At 62.9% G+C, this 19,230-nt stretch carries 24 protein-coding genes; 20 read left to right on the plus strand and 4 right to left on the minus strand.

Features of this window, described 5'->3' with window-relative positions; genetic code table 11:
- Positions 1–36 precede the first annotated feature (36 nt).
- Positions 37–2,124 carry a hypothetical protein gene (locus tag ACHL_RS22360; protein ID WP_012623415.1) on the plus strand — a complete coding sequence of 696 codons (2,088 nt, stop codon included), beginning with the start codon at positions 37–39 and terminating at the stop codon, positions 2,122–2,124.
- 63 nt (positions 2,125–2,187) lie between these two features.
- On the opposite strand, the gene ACHL_RS22365 is transcribed toward ACHL_RS22360, so the two are convergent.
- On the minus strand, positions 2,188–3,429 hold the full coding sequence (locus ACHL_RS22365; RefSeq protein ID WP_139187301.1) for a hypothetical protein: 1,242 nt from the start codon (positions 3,427–3,429) through the stop codon (positions 2,188–2,190).
- A 69-nt stretch (positions 3,430–3,498) separates the two neighbouring features.
- On the opposite strand from ACHL_RS22365, the gene ACHL_RS23630 reads away from it, so the two are divergent.
- From ACHL_RS23630 to ACHL_RS22380, 3 genes are all read left to right on the plus strand, one after another.
- Entirely contained in the window at positions 3,499–4,299 is an 801-nt protein-coding gene (locus ACHL_RS23630; RefSeq protein ID WP_012623417.1) for a DUF2958 domain-containing protein, read from the plus strand.
- A 106-nt stretch (positions 4,300–4,405) separates the two neighbouring features.
- Positions 4,406–5,281 (plus strand): hypothetical protein, encoded by an 876-nt coding sequence (locus tag ACHL_RS22375; protein ID WP_012623418.1) that lies wholly within the window; start codon positions 4,406–4,408, stop codon positions 5,279–5,281.
- 156 nt (positions 5,282–5,437) lie between these two features.
- A complete protein-coding gene (locus ACHL_RS22380) occupies positions 5,438–5,752 on the plus strand; it encodes a hypothetical protein (RefSeq protein ID WP_012623419.1) in 315 nt (104 codons plus the stop codon).
- Positions 5,753–5,838: 86 nt separating this feature from the next.
- Here the strand turns inward: ACHL_RS22380 and ACHL_RS24405 are convergent, their stop codons facing one another.
- A complete protein-coding gene (locus ACHL_RS24405; protein ID WP_139187302.1) occupies positions 5,839–6,429 on the minus strand; it encodes a hypothetical protein in 591 nt (196 codons plus the stop codon).
- Positions 6,430–6,715: 286 nt separating this feature from the next.
- Between ACHL_RS24405 and ACHL_RS22390 the strand changes: the two genes are divergently transcribed.
- From ACHL_RS22390 to ACHL_RS23640, 4 genes are all read left to right on the plus strand, one after another.
- Positions 6,716–7,036: a hypothetical protein gene (locus ACHL_RS22390; protein ID WP_012623421.1), complete on the plus strand. Its 321-nt coding sequence runs from the start codon at positions 6,716–6,718 to the stop codon at positions 7,034–7,036.
- A 63-nt stretch (positions 7,037–7,099) separates the two neighbouring features.
- Positions 7,100–7,663, plus strand: a complete 564-nt coding sequence (locus ACHL_RS22395) for a 3'-5' exonuclease (protein ID WP_012623422.1) — start codon at positions 7,100–7,102, stop codon at positions 7,661–7,663.
- Between the two features lie 32 nt (positions 7,664–7,695).
- A complete protein-coding gene (locus tag ACHL_RS22400) occupies positions 7,696–7,926 on the plus strand; it encodes a hypothetical protein (RefSeq protein ID WP_012623423.1) in 231 nt (76 codons plus the stop codon).
- Between the two features lie 5 nt (positions 7,927–7,931).
- Positions 7,932–8,267 (plus strand): enolase-like domain-containing protein, encoded by a 336-nt coding sequence (locus tag ACHL_RS23640; RefSeq protein WP_050767214.1) that lies wholly within the window; start codon positions 7,932–7,934, stop codon positions 8,265–8,267.
- 38 nt (positions 8,268–8,305) lie between these two features.
- On the opposite strand, the gene ACHL_RS22405 is transcribed toward ACHL_RS23640, so the two are convergent.
- The gene (locus ACHL_RS22405) at positions 8,306–9,061 is read right to left on the minus strand and encodes a hypothetical protein (protein WP_012623425.1); all 756 of its coding nucleotides are present in this window, start codon (positions 9,059–9,061) and stop codon (positions 8,306–8,308) included.
- A 38-nt stretch (positions 9,062–9,099) separates the two neighbouring features.
- Positions 9,100–9,693 (minus strand): hypothetical protein, encoded by a 594-nt coding sequence (locus ACHL_RS22410; protein ID WP_012623426.1) that lies wholly within the window; start codon positions 9,691–9,693, stop codon positions 9,100–9,102.
- A 229-nt stretch (positions 9,694–9,922) separates the two neighbouring features.
- Here ACHL_RS22410 and nrdI point away from each other — a divergent pair, with 229 nt between their 5' ends.
- The 12 genes from nrdI to ACHL_RS22470 all read left to right on the plus strand — a co-directional run bounded on the left by nrdI (position 9,923) and on the right by ACHL_RS22470 (position 19,177).
- Entirely contained in the window at positions 9,923–10,357 is a 435-nt protein-coding gene (nrdI, locus tag ACHL_RS22415) for a class Ib ribonucleoside-diphosphate reductase assembly flavoprotein NrdI (protein ID WP_012623427.1), read from the plus strand.
- Positions 10,358–10,416: 59 nt separating this feature from the next.
- Positions 10,417–12,504 carry a class 1b ribonucleoside-diphosphate reductase subunit alpha gene (gene nrdE, locus ACHL_RS22420; protein ID WP_050767220.1) on the plus strand — a complete coding sequence of 696 codons (2,088 nt, stop codon included), beginning with the start codon at positions 10,417–10,419 and terminating at the stop codon, positions 12,502–12,504.
- Between the two features lie 103 nt (positions 12,505–12,607).
- Complete coding sequence (locus ACHL_RS22425; RefSeq protein ID WP_012623429.1) at positions 12,608–13,045, plus strand: Lsr2 family DNA-binding protein; 438 nt, start codon at positions 12,608–12,610, stop codon at positions 13,043–13,045.
- 367 nt (positions 13,046–13,412) lie between these two features.
- The gene (locus ACHL_RS24585) at positions 13,413–14,642 is read left to right on the plus strand and encodes a hypothetical protein (protein ID WP_043795115.1); all 1,230 of its coding nucleotides are present in this window, start codon (positions 13,413–13,415) and stop codon (positions 14,640–14,642) included.
- Positions 14,643–14,761: 119 nt separating this feature from the next.
- The gene (locus ACHL_RS22435; RefSeq protein ID WP_012623431.1) at positions 14,762–15,385 is read left to right on the plus strand and encodes a hypothetical protein; all 624 of its coding nucleotides are present in this window, start codon (positions 14,762–14,764) and stop codon (positions 15,383–15,385) included.
- Positions 15,386–15,533: 148 nt separating this feature from the next.
- The gene (locus tag ACHL_RS22440) at positions 15,534–15,854 is read left to right on the plus strand and encodes a hypothetical protein (protein WP_012623432.1); all 321 of its coding nucleotides are present in this window, start codon (positions 15,534–15,536) and stop codon (positions 15,852–15,854) included.
- A 13-nt stretch (positions 15,855–15,867) separates the two neighbouring features.
- Positions 15,868–16,848: a class 1b ribonucleoside-diphosphate reductase subunit beta gene (gene nrdF, locus ACHL_RS22445; protein ID WP_012623433.1), complete on the plus strand. Its 981-nt coding sequence runs from the start codon at positions 15,868–15,870 to the stop codon at positions 16,846–16,848.
- A 192-nt stretch (positions 16,849–17,040) separates the two neighbouring features.
- Entirely contained in the window at positions 17,041–17,322 is a 282-nt protein-coding gene (locus ACHL_RS22450; RefSeq protein ID WP_012623434.1) for a hypothetical protein, read from the plus strand.
- An 84-nt stretch (positions 17,323–17,406) separates the two neighbouring features.
- Entirely contained in the window at positions 17,407–17,805 is a 399-nt protein-coding gene (locus ACHL_RS22455; protein ID WP_043795116.1) for a hypothetical protein, read from the plus strand.
- Positions 17,806–17,877: 72 nt separating this feature from the next.
- Positions 17,878–18,171: a hypothetical protein gene (locus ACHL_RS22460; protein WP_012623436.1), complete on the plus strand. Its 294-nt coding sequence runs from the start codon at positions 17,878–17,880 to the stop codon at positions 18,169–18,171.
- Positions 18,171–18,566 (plus strand): SLOG family protein, encoded by a 396-nt coding sequence (locus ACHL_RS22465; RefSeq protein ID WP_012623437.1) that lies wholly within the window; start codon positions 18,171–18,173, stop codon positions 18,564–18,566. The genes ACHL_RS22460 and ACHL_RS22465 overlap by 1 nt, the downstream gene beginning before the upstream one ends.
- Positions 18,567–18,577: 11 nt before the next feature.
- Positions 18,578–19,177, plus strand: a complete 600-nt coding sequence (locus tag ACHL_RS22470; RefSeq protein ID WP_012623438.1) for a hypothetical protein — start codon at positions 18,578–18,580, stop codon at positions 19,175–19,177.
- Positions 19,178–19,230: the final 53 nt, after the last annotated feature.

A 19,230-nucleotide genomic window follows, 5' to 3' on the forward strand; every position in this document is an offset into this window, starting at 1 on the left:
CACCTCGGCAGCCCTTCGACGCTACGGAAGCACCCCATGTTCAAGAAAAACCTCATCACGGCGGCCTTCATGGCCGCAGCCATCGCCCTCGGCACCCTGGCCACCAGCCCTCCCGCCCAAGCGTCAGCGCAGGTGTACAACCCGTGCGCCAAGCTCAGCCACGGCCAGACCAAGTTCTCCGGTTTCGGCGCGAACAGAGTCACCTTCGCCACCGCGACAGACCGCAACTCGAACGTCCTGACCATCACCGGGTGCCGCCGCTCGGGAAGCGGCTACGTGCAGGAATGGCAGGACTGGGGCTACGGCGGGCTGAGGGGCTTCTCACCCCAGAACCAGGCATGGGAGGACACCTACCGCACCCCGACCGGCTCCTTCAGCTTCACCGAGGCACTCGGCCGCCGGAACCCCGGCACCACCCTGAGGTACCACACAGTCAACACCATGTCCCGCTGGGGCGGTGAGCGGGGCGCGACCTACAACCAGTACTTCGAAGGCGCGGGCGGCCCATCGGATGAGAACCTCTGGAAGTACATGAACGAGGGCTACTACGAGCAGGCCGCGGTCATCAACTACAACCGGCTCCCCGATGCTCGGACCGTTCAGGGGGCATCCTTCGCCATCTTCTTCCACGCCGGTAGGGTTCCCAGCGCCGGCTGTGTGTCCACCAGCCTGAGCACCGTCACCAGGCTGCTGAAGACGAACCGCCCCGGCGACCGGATCATCATGGGCGCCGTCGATGACGTCTTCACCCCGTACTCGAGCAACCCGTTCGGTGCGATCACGGCCCGATACGCCAGGAGCGGCGGCCCGGCAGGCATCCTCGGCGTGCCCGCAGGAAACGAGACTGGGGGATTGGTCCGGGGAGGCGCCCAGCAGCTCTTCCGCAATGGCGCCATCACCTGGTCGTCGGCGACCGGCGCCAGGATCACCACGGGTGCGATCAGGAGTGCGTGGCTGCGTGCCGGGGCCCAGAACGGGGCGCTCGGCTACCCGACGACCGAGGAGGTCAGAGGACTGAGGAGCGGCGGGGCTGCGCAGTCCTACCAAGGCGGAGCCGTCCTCTGGACCGCCGGGACTGGCGCCCACCCGACCTCTGGCGCCATCCGTGCTGCCTGGCTTCGCGCCGGCGGCCAGAACGGCTACCTCGGCTACCCCGTGAGTGACGAGATCAAGGGCCTGAAGAACGGCGGGGCCTACCAGACGTTCCAGGGCGGCAGCATCCACTGGAGCGCTGCCAGCGGTGCGCACATCACCAAGGGCGCGATCCGATCCGCGTGGGGTGTCAAGAGCTACGAACGCGGTGTCCTCGGCTACCCGACCTCCGATGAGATCAAGGGTCTGAAGAACGGCGGGGCCTACCAGACGTTCCAGGGCGGGGCCATCCACTGGTCCGCCGCCACCGGGGCTCACCCCACCACCGGTGCCATCCGTACCAAGTGGGCGGCGGCAGGCTCCGAAAACGGGGTGCTCGGCTACCCGACCAGCTCCGAGCTCACCCTCACCAACGGAGGCAAGTACCAGACGTTCCAGGGCGGGGCCATCTATTGGACCCCGGCGACAGGAGCCCACATTTCCAAGGGTGGCATCCGCAGCGCTTGGGCCCAGCACGGCTACGAACGCGGTCCGCTGGGTTACCCAACGACTGATGAGTTCGGGGTGCCGGGCGGCATCCGGCAGAACTACCAGGGCGGCTCCATCCTCTGGTCCTCGTTCACCGGCGCGAGGAGCCTGATCGGCGGCATGGCGACCAAGTACGACGCAACCGGCGGCCCCGTTCTCGGCTTCCCCACCGAGGAGCAGACGGCAGCCCTCAACGGGGGACTGATCCAGTATTTCCAGAACGGCGCCATCATCATGACCCCGTCCAAGAGCTACTTCGTCACGACCGGAAAGATCCGCCTCGCCTGGGTAGGCCAAGGGGCTGAGAAGGGGAAGCTCGGCTACCCGACATCGGCCATCGTGACCGTTCCGGGAGGCGCCGAGCAGACGTTCGCCGGAGGCAGCATCTTCCTCAGTTCCACCGGAGTGACCACGGTGAAATACCCGGTTGCCCCGGCACCGGCCGTGGTGCCCAGTGCCCCTGCCTCGCCAGAACCGACGCCGACGGCCTCTGCCCCTGCCTAGGACCAGAACAGCCCCGGTGGAGTTCCGGGGCTGTTCTGTGGTGGAGGATTCTAGGCCGATCGGCTACTTCAGCATGTCCGCAATCTTCTCGTCCTGGATGTTCTTGAGTGCGCCGTCGCGCTTCTTTTGCAGGTCCGAACCCTTCCGGTCCTTCGCCGGCAACTGCTTCAAGGCCACATCGAGATCGGCCACCTGCTTGGCCATCACCATGTCGTTGAATGCTGTCACGACTTCAACGAGGTCAGACGCCACACCGTCACTGGTCGCCCCGTAAAACCTTTCATACAGGACCGCACTGACGGCTGACGGAGCCCATTTTTTGAGCTGGTTCTTCTCTTGCCCGCTTAGCCTGGCAAGAATGTAGGGCGCGCCCTCCAAAACTTCGCGCTCTGGATTCTGGCGGTAGCGCAGTGTCCCGCTTTCCTCGTCGACCACGTATTGCTCGCCGCGGTAGTCGAATTCCCTGGCGATAATGGACCCTCCAACTCCCTGGACAGTCTCCGGCTCCTTGTCTCCGTAGAAGAGCACCCAGGATGCCTTGGCCGATGTGAAGCCCTCTTCGGCGATCGGCAGGGGGCTCCAGGTCGAGATCCAGTCCCTGTCGTCATCGAACCACCCGTCCATGGCCCGCGCTGCGAACTTGATGGCGGTGGACGCGGCGTAGACGATTGCTGCCGGCCCGGCTGTCGGAGGAAATGCCGTGAAGATCGGCAAGTTGCTGACCTTTCCGACGGCATCAGTCCAAACCTCAAGCTTTGCCGGGTCAAAGCGATCGAAGGACATCCGGACTTCGACATCCAGGGATGAGTGGATCATGCCCGGACTGTAGTAGACGACGTTGGAACCGCCTTCGTGTGGGGACGGCAACAGTGCTTCCCCCGCGGACGCGTCCTTGAAGTAATAGTGCATGGCCGTAGGCGCAGCATCGTTCAGAAACGGATTCTTGACGGCCGAAGCGACCAAGATCCCGCCAATCCGCTCACGGTCATGCCAGCCTGCGCTGCCCGGAAAGATGCTTTCGATCGTCAAGCTCAGAGGACGACCGAAGCCAATTTCTGTAAAAGGAACGGTGCTAGCTTCAGCGGCCCCAGGTATCGGCTCTGTCTTTTCCTGGGACCGGATGACGGTCGAAATTGGCTGGACGTTGATTGTTTTGTCCCTGCGGCCAGAGATCGGTGTAACCAAGTTTGATTCTCTGTCGAATCGTTCGTCTTTCATCGATGTGCCTTCCATAGATATTTCAGGAATGGCCGCCCCCGCATCGGTATAACCGACCAGTTTAGGAATGTGCGTTGAGACCTTCAATAGGGAATGGCGTATCGCGGGAGTGCCGCACACAGACTGGGTGACGCCATCTCATTCACCAGGAGCATCATGACCGAAAACATCGCCCGCCAGCCGCAAGGAATCCCCGCCGGCGGCCAGTTTGCCGCTACCGCCCACGCGGAACCCGATGTTGCCCTGGCCCCTCCCGCGCCCCGCCCGGTGGAGACGCTGCGGAAACTCCGCGGGCACGACTTCTACCCGCCGGCCGAGGAGATGGCAGCCTGGCCCGCGCTGTACGCCACCGACGGTGAGGGCCCGCTCGGCGACAAGCCTCTGCAGGCGCACTACTTTCAGGGCGGCATGGACTGGTACATCGCCGAGTACGACCCTAAAGCGAACGAAGCATTCGGCTACGTCGATCTTGGCCACGGCGGCGAATGGGGATACATCGACCTCGCGGAAGTTGAAAGCGTCCGCGGCCAGTCCGGCCTTCCCATCGAGCGCGACCTGGACTTCAAACCAGGCACTCTTGCCAAGGAGTGCATCCGGAAGTACAAGGATGAGGCCACGGCCGCCGAAACCGAAGCGGCGCTGGCGGCCCTCCTGCGTGACCCGTCGCCGGTGGAGGGATCATCTGCTGAGGATGATGACCGCGATGACCGGTGGGACGGACCAGACGAGCCCGATCCGCTCAGCCCGGAAGACCGCAAGCAGTGGGACGACATGCATAGGTTCGGCTACAACTACGGGCATGCAGTCCTCGGAGTTACGGGCTTCGAGACGCGCGACAAGGTCGAAGAATTTGCCGGTTTCGTGGCCAACGCCTATATGGAGTCCGGCTGGAATCTGAACATGGACATCCACGGCGTCGTTGACGACTGGATGCAGCAGGAACGCCCGCTCGGATAGCGGGCAGTTCGCCACGAACCTTCATTTCGATGGTGGTGGCATCGGCTGGGCCCGCCCTCCACTACCGTTTGACGTACCCCATGCAGCGACCAGAGAGCGAGGCGTCATGACTTCTCAGCCCGGCAAGCCCTTCCGATGTGTGGACCATTCCTCTGAGCAAACCGACCTGTCTGGAATCGTGACCAATCTCAAGAGAGTCAGGGCACAAAGCCGCATGAAGCTGGCCAACGACAGCCTGACTCGGGCGTTCCTGGATGCCGCCCTGAGTCTGACGGAAGATCTCTTCAGTGCGCCATCAGTAGCCGGGGACGAGGAAGTCCGGCCGACCATGTCCTACCTGTCCAAGCCCAAGGTCCTCAGCAGGGCCCAGCAAGATCACGCGCACCTCGTTCCCACCGAGGCAAAATTCCGAGATAGGTGGGCTGCCCATCAGCACTTCCTAGCGGACTTCATCGCTTATGCCCTCACCGCGAGGCACTGGAGCCTGCAAATCGCCCTGGCTGACCGATCCGCGGAGCTACTGACATCAGGAGCGGACTTCTCGAAGGCCGTCCACGAAGTCGCCTATGAAGACCTGAAGCTGGTCCTGGACCTGCCCGCCTACAGATTTCAGCTCCTGGCTGTCGCGTCGTCCGCCGCAGACAGTGTGGCGTCCGACGCTCTTTCCTCCATGTACTCAACACTTTCGGACGCCTGGTGCCAGCTCTATGTAAGGGTCTTCGACCACTACGGGGTGCGGTTTCGGAAAGGCGTCTCCATCGAGATGTTCAACATCATCCTGCAGTCCACCGCCGAGGGGCTTGGCATGAGGCTGCTTGCAGGAGTGGATGAGCCGATTCTCAACCACGAGGAAAAATCCTCGCTGTTAGGCACGGCGGCACTGGCATTGATGCTTGCGTTCCTTGACGCCGGCGACGACCTGACCCTGGAAGAGCTGGCCGAGAGGGCACTTTCTCAGTTCCAGCAAACTACCTCTGCATAAAGAGGTCTTTCACAAGAGGACGCGCTCAAGTCCTCTTGGCCGGCATCTTTTCCTGCCCGGCTCCCGTTGATGGACTGGTCCTGTGACCGGTGCAGCGGGCACGAGAGAAGTTGGGGGACCTCGCTCGAAGTCCCGTCGGCCCTGAAGGAGTTCTCAATGAAACGCAAACTTACGTCCCTCGCCCTCGGAACCGCTGTCGTAACAGCCCTGATGCTGCCACTCAGTGCAGGCCCGGCATCGGCCGCGCCGAACGGTTGCTACGCAGGCGGTGGGTACACCTACGCCACCGCATTCTGCTCCGGCGGTACCGGCTCCTACCAGGCGTACGCTGTCTGCTTCCAGTCCTACTGGCCCTTCTTCCAGACGTTCGTGCAGAGCGACTGGAAGCGCGCAGGAAGCGGACAGACCGCATGGGTATGGTGCCCGTTTGGTTACAACGTAAAGTCCCGTGGAGTGGGCCTTCGCAACTAGGACGAGCAATCAATCGTCCAGCGCGGATATTCCCGCGGCGGCCAACGTCATCTAAAGACGGCGGCCGCCGCATCTATGTGGGACTCTCAAGCACTCAAACCGATCACCAACATCCGATTTGTCCCGGGGATGCAAGTCTGAAGAGCGACGGCCGGGAAGCGCCCAAGGACTGCCAGGACATCGTTTGTGGTCCCGCCCTTGGGGACGGTTCCCCTGTCCGACACCGTGTAGCTGCCCAAGCCGCTGATGGTGACATGATCGCCGGTCTGGAGATCCGAGAAGCGCTCCCATCCGCCACAGGAATCGTGCTCTGCGACCGAGAAGTATTCCGTGACAGGCGTGAAGTGGACCGGCCCGATGCACAGGTCGACCGCTTCCTGGCCGCCCGCTCCGGCCAGGTACACCATCCGTACTGCCGGCGCCGGACTTGGCACCGGAGGAGCGGCTTTGGTTTCCGGCTCGACCATGACAGCAGGAGCAACCGCCACAGCCGGAGGCTCCGGGCGGGCTGCCGCCGCGGGCGCGGGTGGGGGAGCCTCGGATGAAGGTGCAGGAGAAGGCGTACGGGCCGGCACCTCGACCGAGGTAGCGGCCGACTGGTCCGTGGGCTCGGCGGGTACGGCGGGCCTCTCAGCCAGGGGCAGGGCGGAGCCTGCCGTGCGTGATGCAGCGCTCAATTGAACTGGCTCTGGCACTACGGTCGCCGAGGACGCAGAACCGGTCAACGCCAGCGCGAACGCGGCGGCGATAAGGGGTGCCGGAACTATGCGCCGAACCGAAGGCGTCTTGATCTGGTGCCGGGTCGCGGCGCGATGTCTTCCTCGTGAGGTCATAGCGGATGGCCATCCTTGAAAATGGGTGGTTCACGGGATAGGGCTGGTCCTTCTACCAGGACTCATGCGTAGGCACCTGCTGGAGCCCGCCCGGGGAGCACACCTCATCGCTCCGCACACATAGGAAGGCATGCCTATTGCAGACACAGCCACGCTGGAACTTTCCGACACCGCCGCCCTTGCAGCCGCCGTTGAGAGCGCCTTCACCAATCCGCTCGACTCCAAGGCAGATGCCTATAGGGAGGCCGTCAATTACGTCAGGGCACTTCCCGAGGCCAGTGGGAACCCGCGGGTGGACTCGCACCGCGCGTGGTTCCTCAGCCGCATGGACTTGCTCGAGTCCGTGTCTTTGCGCCAGTCCGAGAGAGATTACATCCACGGCAAGTGCGCCCACGCCGCGCTGGAGATCGGCTTCTACCGGGGCGACCTGTCCTACGACTGGCGCCACTGAACCGCGGTGCAAGATGGATGTGCAACGGGAAGGGCTGACGCCGCTTCCGCACACATAACCTGCATGGAAACGACCCCCGGCCTGAACTTCACGGCCATCGACTTCGAAGCAGCCAACTCCGACCGTGCCTCAGCGTGCTCGGTGGGCGTGACGACGGTGCGCGACGGACTCATCACCGGCACGACGTCCTGGCTGATCCGACCCTTCACCGGCCTGGATTCCTTCGACGCCTATGCCAGCCGGATCCACGGGATCGACGCCTCCATGGTGATCGATGCCCAGCCGCTGAAGGACGCCATGCTCCGGCTGTCCGGGATCATCGGGGACGGCCCGGTGCTCGCGCACAACATCACCTATGACGCGACGGTTCTGCGCCACTCTTTCGAACTCACCGGCCTGGGCCAGCCGCGCAACGAGTTCCGCTGCACCCAGACCCTGTCCCGGGCGGCGCTGCAGCTGGAGAAAACCAGACTGCACGTGGTGACCGCATATCTGGGGCTTCCCGAGTTCGACAATCACGATGCCGCCGCGGACTCCCTGGCCTGCGCCCGCATCGCCCTGCACATCGCTGCTCGTCGCCGCGCATCAACCATCACGGAGCTGTACCAGAGCCGCGGGATCGGCTGACGGAACACGGCGCAGCCGCACACAGCCAAGACATGACCACGCTTCTCGCTCCGGCCGCACCCGCCGTCGGCGCCCGCTACCGCAACCACTCCACCGGCCGCACATGGCATGTCCTGAAAATCTGCGACTCCGGGCTCATCAGCCTGGGGGAGGAGTACTACGGGACCGACTGTGAACGCCGGGTCTACCTCACCGATGAAGAGCTGGGCGCAGGATACGCCCTGAACGCGGGGAGAGTGGGCGGCCAGCTGCCGCACACATGAAGCCCATGGAAGAGAACGCACCCCGCCCCGGTGTCCGCACCGGCATCCCCTTGAAGCTTTCCGCCGAGACCCTCGCCACCCCCAAGCTTCGTATCTCGGTGGGCATCGGCCACGTCTACAAGGACAAGGCCGACGGCAGCTTGTGGACCCTCACCGGCCTGCGCTCCGGCCGTGCTGTCATCCTGGTCTCCGCCACGCCCGGTGGCGGGACTCGAGACCGCGTCCCGGTCGACACGACCCTCGCCGATGACTACGAGCATGTCGGCTGCGACCACGAGAACCACTGCTGCACCGAGCACCGCACGCATGTCATGCCCCACCGTGGCTGCATGATGCGCTGAGCACCCTGCGGAGCGCAGCCCCAGCAGGGTGCTCGGGGTCAGTTTGAGGACGGACCGCCGGCGCGCAGGAACCGGACAATGGCCGCTGCCTCGTCCGCCAGACCTTCGGCTGCCAAAGCCACAGTGATGGCTTCGCCGACCTCTGCCCACGTCAGAGACGACCAGCGTTCCTTGGCGATCTCCTGCAGACGGAACGCCTCCTCCAGACCGGCCCACTTGAAGTCGCCCTCGTGGATGCCTTTCCTGCCCCAGGGGCCGAATTCCGGATGGGCGGTGGCATTGCCGAGCCAGATGAACTTCACGTCCTCGCCCAGCCGTGCATCGATGCATCCGTGCAGATAGCAGATCGCCTGGTTGGAGTAGGACTCTTTCGCGGCCTTGCAGTAGCCGTGCCCGCCGTTGACCCAGGCGTCGTATTTGGCTTCGGTGGCAAAGACGGGGTGCCAGGCCTTGACGGTCACAGCCTCGTCCAACCTCCTCGCTCCGATGATGTCGATAGTGCGCCGGTCTTTGGCCCCGGAGTCGACCCGGAATTCACTTCCGGAAAGCAGGCGGATACCATCCCGCGCCGTTCCGGGGATACCGGCCGCGTCACAGAGAGCGCCCACGATAGCCTTTTCCAGCGGGCCGTCGGACATCGTGATCAGGGTGGTGCTGTCGGTCTCCGTGCCGCGCATCCCGGCCAGGATCTCGTCGTGGCGCGACCGCTTGGCGCGGTGCTTTTCCGCGGTTTCGGGGTGTATCAGCCCCTTGTTGATCAGGTGGTCGACGGTGATTTCAGAGGCAGCAGTCATGGCGGGCCTTTCGTGGTTGAAGTTGGTGAGTGGGCGGATTAGAGCCACATGACGCTGCCGCCAGCGAGAGGCTTGTAGCGCTTGCCGACCAGGTTGAAGGCGAAGAGTTGCTCTTCGTCGCTGGGCGTTTCCGGGAAGGTCTTCTGGTTGGACCGCAGGTCGCCGGTCAGCCGGCCGAGGAGTTCGAGTTCGAAGCGGGCCTTGCGGGGGTGGCCCGACGGAACCGCCCTGCTGACCTTGGTGACGCCGGTGATGATTCCACCGAGGCCGACGAGCAGGTAGCCGACCTTTGCGATCCGCTCGGGGCTGGCACCGGTCCAGTCGCCGCGCTGGGCGTTGAGCCAGTCTTCGTCGCTGAGTGTGGGCGCGTCACCCCACCAATTGCGCCACTCATCGGTGCTCTCCTCAGCAGGCGCGGTCTGGATCAACGGCAACTGCTTGCCGGCGGAAACGAAGTCGGCCTTCCGCAGCGGCTCCAGGGAGGACATAGACAGATCCTGCAGGTAGGTCGCGGCCAGGAGCTTGGAAATGTTCGGACGCGGGGTGTCCACGTAGGCGGCTGCCGCGTTCGGCGTGAGCACCTCGTCGATGATCGGAGCGGCCGGGGTGATGGTGATATGCGGGATGGGCATTGCTTCCTGCCTTCATATTGTTCTGGTTCTCCTGAACCATATTCAATAATGTGTAAATGTGTCAATGGATAGCGGGAAGGGTTACTCCAAACGCCGCACACATGTGTCGGGCTGCCCCGAAAGAGGGGGGAACTGGCGCGAACGGGGGGAGCCCCACGAATGACGGCCGTCGCCGACCGGGCCGCATAGGGAGAGATCAAGGACCTGAAGATGTGGTCCACAACAAGGGATGGTGCTGACTGTGACGGGGAACCTGATCTACTTTTCCTCCGTCTCGGACAACACACACCGCTTTGTTCAGAAGCTCGGCCTGACGGCTCACCGGCTGCCGCTCCGCACCTCTGACGACACCCTGCTCGCCACCGAGCCGTTTGTCCTGGTCACCCCCACTTACGGAGGCGGCCCGGAGGGCGGGGCCGTGCCGAAGCAGGTCATCAAATTCCTCAACGTGCCAGGCAACCGGGAGCTTATCCGCGGGGTCATCGCGGCGGGGAACACCAATTTCCATGACTCCTACTGCCTGGCAGGGGATGTCATCGCGGCCAAGTGCCGCACACAACTGTTGTACCGAGTAGAACTTATGGGCACCCCGGAAGACGTGGAGCGTGTCCGCACTGGATTGGAGACATTTTGGAAACGAACACCCTCGCGCCTGAACGCGTGAGCAAGGACGACCTGCTTCCCGAGGCTTACAAGGGCCTGGGCTATCACGAGTTGAACGCCATGCTGAACCTCTACGGAGCCGACGGCAAGATGCAGTTCGGCGCTGACCGTGAAGCAGCCCGTCAGTACTTCAAGCAGCACGTGAACATGAACACCGTCTTCTTCCACGACCTGGCGGAGAAGCTCGACTACCTGGTTGAGAACCGCTACTACGAGCCGGAACTGCTGGAGCAGTACGGCTTCGAATTCGTGAAGTCCCTCTTCCAACGGGCCTACAAGAAGAAGTTCCGCTTCGAGACTTTCCTGGGCGCGTTCAAGTTCTACACCTCCTACACGCTGAAGACGTTCGACGGCAAGCGTTTCCTGGAACGCTACGAGGACCGTGTCACTATGGTCGCCCTCGGCCTGGCCGCCGGTGACAAGGCCCTGGCGGAGAAGCTGGTGGACGAGATTATCGATGGCCGCTTCCAGCCGGCGACTCCTACGTTCCTGAACTCCGGCAAGGCACAGCGCGGTGAGCTGGTCTCCTGCTTCCTGCTGCGCATCGAAGACAACATGGAGTCCATCTCCCGGGCCATCAACTCCGCTCTGCAGCTGTCCAAGCGCGGCGGCGGCGTGGCGTTCGCCCTGACGAACGTGCGCGAAACCGGTGCGCCGATCAAGCAGATCGAGAACCAGTCCTCCGGCGTGATCCCCGTGATGAAGCTCCTCGAGGACAGCTTCTCCTACGCCAACCAGCTCGGTGCCCGCCAGGGTGCCGGCGCGGTGTACCTGCACGCGCACCACCCTGACATCTACCGCTTCCTGGACACCAAGCGCGAGAACGCGGACGAAAAGATCCGCATCAAGACCCTCTCCCTCGGCGTCGTCATCCCGGACATCACCTTCGAGCTGGCCAAGAAGGACGAGGACATGTACCTGTTCTCGCCCTACGACGTCGAAAAGGTCTACGGGATGCCTTTCTCCGACATCAACGTCACCGAGAAGTACTACGAGATGGTCGATGATGCGCGCATCAAGAAGACCAAGATCAAGGCCCGCGAGTTCTTCCAGACCCTCGCCGAGATCCAGTTCGAATCCGGTTACCCCTACATCATGTTCGAGGACACGGTGAACCGGGCGAACCCGATCGAGGGCAAGATCATCATGTCCAATCTGTGCTCCGAGATCCTGCAGGTCTCCACCCCGACTACCTACAACGAAAACCTCAACTACGAGGTCGATGGCATCGGCAAGGACATCTCCTGCAACCTGGGGTCGATGAACATCGCCAAGGCGATGGACGGCGGGGACCTGGGCGCCACCGTGGAGATCGCGATCCGGGCGCTGACGGCCGTGTCGGACCAGTCCAACATCACCGCCGTCGAATCCGTCGCCCGCGGCAACCGCATGTCCCACGCGATTGGCCTGGGCCAGATGAACCTGCACGGCTTCCTCGCACGCGAACACGTCTACTACGGGTCCCCGGAGAGCATCGACTTCTTCGGCAAATACATGGCAGCTGTCGCCTTCCACGCCATCCGCGCCTCCAACCTGATCGCCAAGGAGCGCGGCGTCACGTTCGACGGGTTCGAGCGGTCCAAGTACGCTTCGGGTGAGTTCTTCGACAAGTACGTCACCCGCTCCTGGCTCCCCACGACCGAGCGCGGCCAGGAACTGTTCGCGAAGTTCGGCATCACCCTGCCGACCATCGCCGACTGGGAAGAGCTCAAGGCCTCCGTCATGGAGCACGGCATCTACAACCAGAACCTGCAGGCTGTCCCGCCGACCGGTTCCATCTCGTACATCAACAACTCGACGGCATCCATCCACCCGATCGCGGCCAAGATCGAGATCCGCAAGGAAGGCAAGATCGGCCGCACCTACTTCCCAGCTCCTTACCTGACGAACGAGAACCTGGAGTACTACCAGGACGCGTACGAGATCGGCTACGAGAAGATCGTGGACATGTACGCCGCGGCCACCGAGCACGTGGACCAGGGCCTGTCGCTGACGCTGTTCTTCAAGGACACCGCCACCACCCGCGACATCAACAAGGCCCAGATCTACGCCTGGAAGAAGGGCATCAAGACCATCTACTACATCCGGCTCCGCCAGATGGCCCTGGAAGGGACCGAGGTAACCGGCTGCGTCTCCTGTCAGCTGTGATGACACCCTGACGTGGAAAGCCCCGGACGCTTCGGTTGCCGGGGCTTTCTGCTGCCCCGGGGCACAATGGTTCAGGAAAATCGCCACTACCCCAGGGGGAACCATGAAGCCACGCGCAATACGCAGCGACCGCGGATACAAGGACCACGACCAGTACATCAACAAGACCATCCGTGAATGGGCCAAGGGCGCCGGCGTGCAGGTTGCCGACAAGGGAGCCATCCCGAAGACAGTTCGAACCGCCTGGATCGAGGCCCACCAGGGCCTCAACAACCCGGTCATCTGGCACAGCATGCTTCAGGACACCGCAACCGGCCGCTGGAACCGGTCCGTGGAAGTCCTTTGCTACCGCTGCGCCACCATCCACCAGCATGGCGGGGACGTCGGAACGCGGCCAGCACCGGAAGCCAACCACCGCGTTGCCCACTGCGGCGATAAATCGCCGGACACCAACGGCTACTTCATCGAGGACACCCTGCCAGTGGATGAAAACGAGCAGGCGATGGCAGAAGCGAACGCCGCCCTGGACGCCAAGGACTGACAGCTTCCAGCGCCGCCCCGGCCCGTTCATGCGGGCCGGGGATACTGGCGCGAAGACACGGGCTTCTTCCGCCGCACACATAGCGATCGAAGGACAAGCCGACGGACCGCCCCCGAGTTACTCGCCCATGTGGGCCAAAAACAACCTGCGGGTCGAGCGGCCGCCGTGCCAGTCCCGCAAATGCCCCGGCTTACGCCGGGGTTTTTTGCTGTCCGGTAATAGGTGCCGTCCCCACACTCCATCGCCATCATGTCTACGCATGTTTCCTCCGGGACCGAACTGCGCCCGCGAACAATTCACTGTCCGGTGACAGCCAAGCAGTGTCCCCGGCCCACAGGAAAGTAGACCATTGGCAATTGCGCCCTTAGTGCCGAAAAGAAAGCTCACGGCTGATGCGTTCCGGAATGAACACGGAGCCTTCGACCTGCCCTCCATCCTTGTAGGAGTCGTCGTAGTCGGCATCCTCACCGCGGGGGTCTTGGCCACCATCTTCGGCGTCATTCCCTTTGCCCAGGACAAGGGGGCCGAGCAGGACCTGGATTCGGTCAGAACAGCCCAGGGCGTATCCAAGGCGAAGGACGGCCGGTTCGACACCTCTACAGTCCTTGCCGGCCACAGGTACCTCAACATGCCCGAAAACGTCGGCGCAGTGACTGACGGCCCCGGCTCCTGCTACGTGGCGGCCGCGCGCTCCGGGTCAGGCAAAACGTTCATCGCCTCCAGTGCTGCCCCCAGTCCGGTCCAGCTGACCGAAGCTCCGGCAAACACGTGCGTCCCCGTTGAGCAGCTGAAGCAGCTCGTCGGGCAGATCGGCGGCACCTGGCCGGGCGGGGACACCCCATCCTCCGCCCTGACATACACCGCGCTGACTGCGTCCGACGCTAACCCAAGCAATGCGGTCGCGACAGAAATGATCGCCTACATGAACTTGGAGCTTGGACTGGATTCCTCCCCTGAAACTCTGAGCCTTGCCCAGTCGGACTACGCGACGTGGGACGCCTACGAAGCCTCGCCTGCTTACCAGGCAGAACAAGCTGCCGTGACCCCGGCCGTTTACCACCAGTACTACGAGATGTGGCAGTCTCTGAAGGCTGAGAATCCCGATGTAACAGCGACCTGGACTGCATGGAGAGACGCGCAGAATGTCTTCTGGGCCAGCCCGGAGGCTGCTACAAAAGCAGCGCAGAAGACCATGATCGACGCGCAGCGGGCCTTCTACATGTCGCTTCTCAGCAAGCCCTCGACGGCCCTGCCTGAACTGGTAGCAGCCCCGTCCTTTGCATCCGACTTCGGTGACAGGACCATCGCTGCCGGAACCCAGCGGATGACGTTCACCGTGGCGGCACCTGCCGGAACCGATGTCAGCGTACTGGGGCCCGGCCAGGAGTTCTTCGGTGAAGCGTGGACGAAGAACGGAACCAACGCATACGGTGTCGTCAGTGCCTCAGGCGAGGACAACGGCTTCCACTACTGGAGCATCGAGGTAGATACCTGGGAGAACTCCACCCTGAGGGGCCAGGATATGAACGTCTTCGTCGGCGTCAGGATCAATGGCATCGTGCACTACAAGATGTTCAAAGTGACTGTGGCTCCCTGATGGGCCCCATCTGAACAGCTAATCCGGAAGGCCCTTGGCAATCTCCCGAGGGCCTTCCGGATTTGGTGCAGAGGTACCGGCTCAATGGGTTGGTGAGACGCCCCACGGGTTCCGCACACATGAGCGCCATGGAAACCCGCGTTGACCCCAAGGCCAGCTTCTCCGCAGACACTGCCGGCCATCAGATGACCGTCCTGCTCGACCAGGGCACGTACCGTCACCTGCGCTTTCGTCGGCCGACCAGCTCTGAATCCTGGTTCGAGATCGTCACCAGTCCCGGCCTGCTCACCATTAACGGCGACATGGGAACCTTCACCTTCTCCCGCCTGGACGACATGTTCCAGTTCTTCCGCCGCGCCGACGGCGGGATCAACGACTACTACTGGCACGAGAAACTGCTCGCCTCCGACTCGCCTGCCAAGCCGTACTCACCCGATGCCTTTACCCGGCGGGTTCTGGAGGACGCCGTCGGCCAGCTCGATGACGCGGAAGTGGAAGGGGAGCAGCGCAGCGAGGCGCTGGCGGAGCTGCAGGACAGCGTCCTGGAGTGGGCCGAGGACGAGCATGAGGCCACGTCAGCGCTGGCCGGCTTTTCCCATGACCTGTTCGACTTCGCGGACGCCCTCGGGGAACACGACTTCACCGACTACAGCTTCCACTTTCTCTGGAACCTCCACGCCATCGTCCACGGCATCAGCCAATATGACGCCGCCCGCGCGTCTGAGGAACCTGTGGCCGCCTGAGCAGCGACCGGCCCACCGGCAAATCTACGCATGTTCCAGGGCAAGAAAAGCCTTCAGTTTCGCCTCCCGGAGACCGCATGAGGACGAATTAGGCCCGTCGCCCTGCGGGACGCATAGATCAGCTAGAAGACAACGGAAGGAGCCAGAAATGACCGGGAGACCCCGCCAGCAAGCAGGTACAAAGTGGCACGGCTACTACACCGAGATCTACGGGATGGCCTTGGAAGTTCCCCTCCGCGGAAGCGAAGTACTCGCTGCTTTCGGTGCTTCATTGATCCTTGGTCTGGCACTGTTCCACCCGTTCCGGGAACTCGCAGAGTACTTGTTTCCGGAGCCGACACCGCTGCGAATCCTCCCATTGCTTGCCGGCCTGGCAATGACGGCTGCACCCCTTCTGTGGGTCGCCACCAAATACCGACCTGCCGACACTGCCGCACGGCAGAACAGCGTCACCACCTTCGAGAACTGAAAGATAAGTACCCATGACCTCTGCCCTCAAACTCATCAACCGCGTGAACGCCATCAACTGGAACCGCATCCAGGACGACAAGGATGTCGAGGTCTGGAACCGGCTGGTGAACAACTTCTGGCTGCCGGAGAAGATCCCGCTGTCCAACGACGTCCAGTCCTGGGCCACCCTCACTCCGGAAGAGCAGCTGCTCACCATGCGCGTCTTCACCGGCCTGACCCTGCTGGACACCATCCAGGGCACCGTCGGGGCTGTCAGCCTGATCCCGGACGCCATCACGCCCCACGAAGAAGCTGTCCTCACGAACATCGCCTTCATGGAATCGGTGCACGCAAAGTCCTACTCCTCGATCTTCTCGACGCTGTGCTCCACCAAGGAGATCGACGAGGCGTTCCGCTGGTCCGAAGAGAACGTGCACCTCCAGAAGAAGGCGCAGATCGTCATGGACTACTACCAGGGCGACGACCCCCTGAAGCGCAAGGTGGCCTCCACGCTGCTGGAGAGCTTCCTGTTCTACTCAGGGTTCTACCTGCCGATGTACTGGTCCTCGCGGGCCAAGCTCACGAACACGGCGGACCTCATCCGCCTCATCATCAAAGACGAGGCAGTCCACGGCTACTACATCGGCTACAAGTTCCAGCGCGGACTGGAGAAGGAGACCGCGGAGCGCCGCGAAGAGCTCCAGGCATACGCCTACGAACTGCTCGACGAACTGTACGAGAACGAGGTCCAGTACACGCACGACCTCTACGACGGCGTCGGTCTGGCCGAGGACGTCAAAAAGTTCCTGCACTATAACGCCAACAAGGCGCTCATGAACCTCGGTCTCGACCCCGTCTTCGCCCAGGATGCCACCAACGTGAACCCGGCCATCCTCTCCGCGCTCTCCCCGAACGCTGACGAGAATCACGACTTTTTCAGCGGCAGCGGCAGCAGCTATATCGTCGGATCGTCGAAGGCCGTTTCCACACTCGACGGTGACTGGGATTTCTGAACATTTTGATCGGTTCAGCAACCGCTCACTGAGCGAAGTAGGAGCCAGCTGGGAGCCAAAATGAGCTACATGCTCAATCTTGGACTCCTGCTCCCATGATAACGCCACGGCCCAATTTCGAGTAGATCGCCTCCTGATCTCTTGACTTCGGGCCGTGGCCTTTCTGCAGGTCCGATACGAAAGGAACGCACGATGACAGCGACAGCGACTGAGACCCGCACAGAACCCGTTGAGGAGAGCACACCCCTTTTCACCATCTGGGCCGAAGGCTTCGCCGCTACAGGGGAAGCGGAAACCGCCTGGCAGTTGAACGAGTCACCCATCGGTGCCGCGAGCTTTGACGAGGCGGTGCGGCTATACAGCGAGGCCAGCGAGAGCCGATACCTCTTCAAGCGGCACCGGAACGGCACCTGGACCTATTGGGGCTGCCGGCTCTTCGACAACGAATCGGACGCCCGCGGCGCTTTCGGATAGAGCCGGGCACAGGGGTCGGCCACAAGGAACGGGCCGGCTTTAGCCCTGTTCCCGAACTAGGGCGCATCCGCACACATGGCAGCCATGAGCACACTTACCGAGGTCCGCCCCATGGCTGAGATCGCCAGGGACATGCGCTGGCTGGTATCCGACGGCGCCTATGAGAACCAGTTCTTCGCATCATCGTCCTGGGCTTCAGCCTGGCTTGTCGACGAAGCCATGCGCCAACACCTCAAAGGCGATACGCCGGAAGTGACCGTGCACCTGCACGATCGTCTCCTCGGGGTCCTTTGGGACGCCACATCCGACGTCAAGGATGTCTTCGCCGCGACCGGTTGGCCGAAGACCGGCGGCAACACGCTGCAGCTGCGGGCCGCAGTCATCAGCATCGTCAAAGACATCCTGGTCTCCGACGACACCCCGACTGATGCACCCGAGCCAGGAATATCGGACCCCCACACCTACGCCCTGGTCTGCCGCTGAGCGGGCCGGGAAACACTCTCCGCCGCACACATGAAGGAGAGACCATTTCCAATAGTCCACAGGGGGACGACCATGAATAACCACTACCGGGCCGCCATCGACGGTCTCAACGAAATCCGGGCAATCGCAAACCAGGGCGTCCCTCCGACGGAAGCCACGGCCCTCGCTGTCACCCAGACACGCGCCATTCTGGCTGTCGCCGAAGAGCAAGCGAAGACCAACGTACTCCTCGAGACTGCCAACCTCATCGCCTACGCCCAGCTCTGCAGCACCATGCGCGACGGAGCGAAGTTCGCAAAAGCCAGGAACGCTGCCGAGCTGGCCATGAAGGACACAGACAATGACGGCGAAGAGGATGGATTCTGATGCCCCCACGTCTGCTGATCACCGGCTCCCGCACGTGGACCGACCGTGCCGTCATCCGTGACGCCCTCCGCGCCTGGTGGGACTCCACCGGCCGGGACCCCGAAGCGATTCTCGTCTCCGGCAAGTGCCCTAAAGGGGCGGACAAGATCTGCGAAGAAGTCTGGGCCCACAACGGGTTGACTCTTGAGCTGCACCCGGCAAAATGGCGGACGCCTGACGGCAAACAGGACATGAGCGCCGGGTACACACGCAACAAGGCCATGGTGGACACCCAGCCGGACCACATCATCGCCTTCATCATGGACAAATCCGGCGGCGCCAGTCACTGCCTGCGCTATGCCAAGGGGAAGGGCATCCCGTTCACCCTCTACGAGGATTCGACCAGCACCACCTAAAAGGGGGCCAAGTGAGACCAGTTGATCTGGAGCGCCGAGCCAGGTGTGCAGCCGAACTCCGCGCCCGCTTTCCCAAACACGCCGGCGCCGTCCTGTCAGCCCTGGACGCGAACCCGTCCGCCGCCCTGCCCTACCATGGCACGCCGCACATGCTCGTGGTCGCCCTGGCCACGCTCGAACTGGCCGCGGGGGAGCAGCTGTCCCCTGATGAGACGGACTTTGTGTTCCTGGCGGCACTGTTCCATGACTACGACTACGCCGGGGCGGAAGATGACGGCGTCAACACGGGCCGTGCGGCTGCGGCCGTCCGGGAGCACCTGGGCTTCACGGATCACGCCCGGATAGCTGCCCTTGTTGACGCGAGCCGTTACCCCTATCTGGTCGCTCCACGGTCCCGCTCCGAAGAGGTGCTCCGTGACGCCGATGTCGCCTACTCGACTCTGCTGATTCCTGATGCACAGCACTTCCGGACAGGCCTGTTGATTGAACGGGGAGCCCCCGCAACCGAGCAGGATGCCATCGGGTTCATCATCGGGCACGGCCTCTACACGGCTACGGCAGTCAGAGCGGTCAACCGCATCATCTCCAATGGCCGGGCCGGAGACTCCTAGCTTTTTGCGCGATCTCCCGCTTCTGTGATGAGGACGCCCTGCAACCGTCAGGC

This window comes from Pseudarthrobacter chlorophenolicus A6 (assembly GCF_000022025.1).
Classification (GTDB): Bacteria; Actinomycetota; Actinomycetes; order Actinomycetales; family Micrococcaceae; genus Arthrobacter; species Arthrobacter chlorophenolicus.

Bases quoted from the DNA above. Each gene is read 5' to 3' on its own strand.
- ACHL_RS22380 (WP_012623419.1), top strand. From the start codon at position 5,438: ATGAAACGCAAACTTACGTCCCTCGCCCTCGGAACCGCTGTCGTAACA.
- nrdE (WP_050767220.1), top strand. From the start codon at position 10,417: ATGCTGAACCTCTACGGAGCCGACGGCAAGATGCAGTTCGGCGCTGAC.
- ACHL_RS22465 (WP_012623437.1), top strand. From the start codon at position 18,171: ATGCCCCCACGTCTGCTGATCACCGGCTCCCGCACGTGGACCGACCGT.
- ACHL_RS22360 (WP_012623415.1), top strand. From the start codon at position 37: ATGTTCAAGAAAAACCTCATCACGGCGGCCTTCATGGCCGCAGCCATC.
- ACHL_RS22425 (WP_012623429.1), top strand. From the start codon at position 12,608: ATGAAGCCACGCGCAATACGCAGCGACCGCGGATACAAGGACCACGAC.
- ACHL_RS22375 (WP_012623418.1), top strand. From the start codon at position 4,406: ATGACTTCTCAGCCCGGCAAGCCCTTCCGATGTGTGGACCATTCCTCT.
- ACHL_RS22455 (WP_043795116.1), top strand. From the start codon at position 17,407: ATGAGCACACTTACCGAGGTCCGCCCCATGGCTGAGATCGCCAGGGAC.
- ACHL_RS22435 (WP_012623431.1), top strand. From the start codon at position 14,762: ATGAGCGCCATGGAAACCCGCGTTGACCCCAAGGCCAGCTTCTCCGCA.
- ACHL_RS22440 (WP_012623432.1), top strand. From the start codon at position 15,534: ATGACCGGGAGACCCCGCCAGCAAGCAGGTACAAAGTGGCACGGCTAC.
- ACHL_RS22405 (WP_012623425.1), bottom strand. From the start codon at position 9,061: ATGACTGCTGCCTCTGAAATCACCGTCGACCACCTGATCAACAAGGGG.
- ACHL_RS22390 (WP_012623421.1), top strand. From the start codon at position 6,716: ATGCCTATTGCAGACACAGCCACGCTGGAACTTTCCGACACCGCCGCC.
- ACHL_RS22450 (WP_012623434.1), top strand. From the start codon at position 17,041: ATGACAGCGACAGCGACTGAGACCCGCACAGAACCCGTTGAGGAGAGC.
- ACHL_RS22460 (WP_012623436.1), top strand. From the start codon at position 17,878: ATGAATAACCACTACCGGGCCGCCATCGACGGTCTCAACGAAATCCGG.
- ACHL_RS22400 (WP_012623423.1), top strand. From the start codon at position 7,696: ATGACCACGCTTCTCGCTCCGGCCGCACCCGCCGTCGGCGCCCGCTAC.
- ACHL_RS22395 (WP_012623422.1), top strand. From the start codon at position 7,100: ATGGAAACGACCCCCGGCCTGAACTTCACGGCCATCGACTTCGAAGCA.
- nrdF (WP_012623433.1), top strand. From the start codon at position 15,868: ATGACCTCTGCCCTCAAACTCATCAACCGCGTGAACGCCATCAACTGG.
- ACHL_RS23630 (WP_012623417.1), top strand. From the start codon at position 3,499: ATGACCGAAAACATCGCCCGCCAGCCGCAAGGAATCCCCGCCGGCGGC.
- ACHL_RS22410 (WP_012623426.1), bottom strand. From the start codon at position 9,693: ATGCCCATCCCGCATATCACCATCACCCCGGCCGCTCCGATCATCGAC.
- ACHL_RS23640 (WP_050767214.1), top strand. From the start codon at position 7,932: ATGGAAGAGAACGCACCCCGCCCCGGTGTCCGCACCGGCATCCCCTTG.
- nrdI (WP_012623427.1), top strand. From the start codon at position 9,923: ATGGTGCTGACTGTGACGGGGAACCTGATCTACTTTTCCTCCGTCTCG.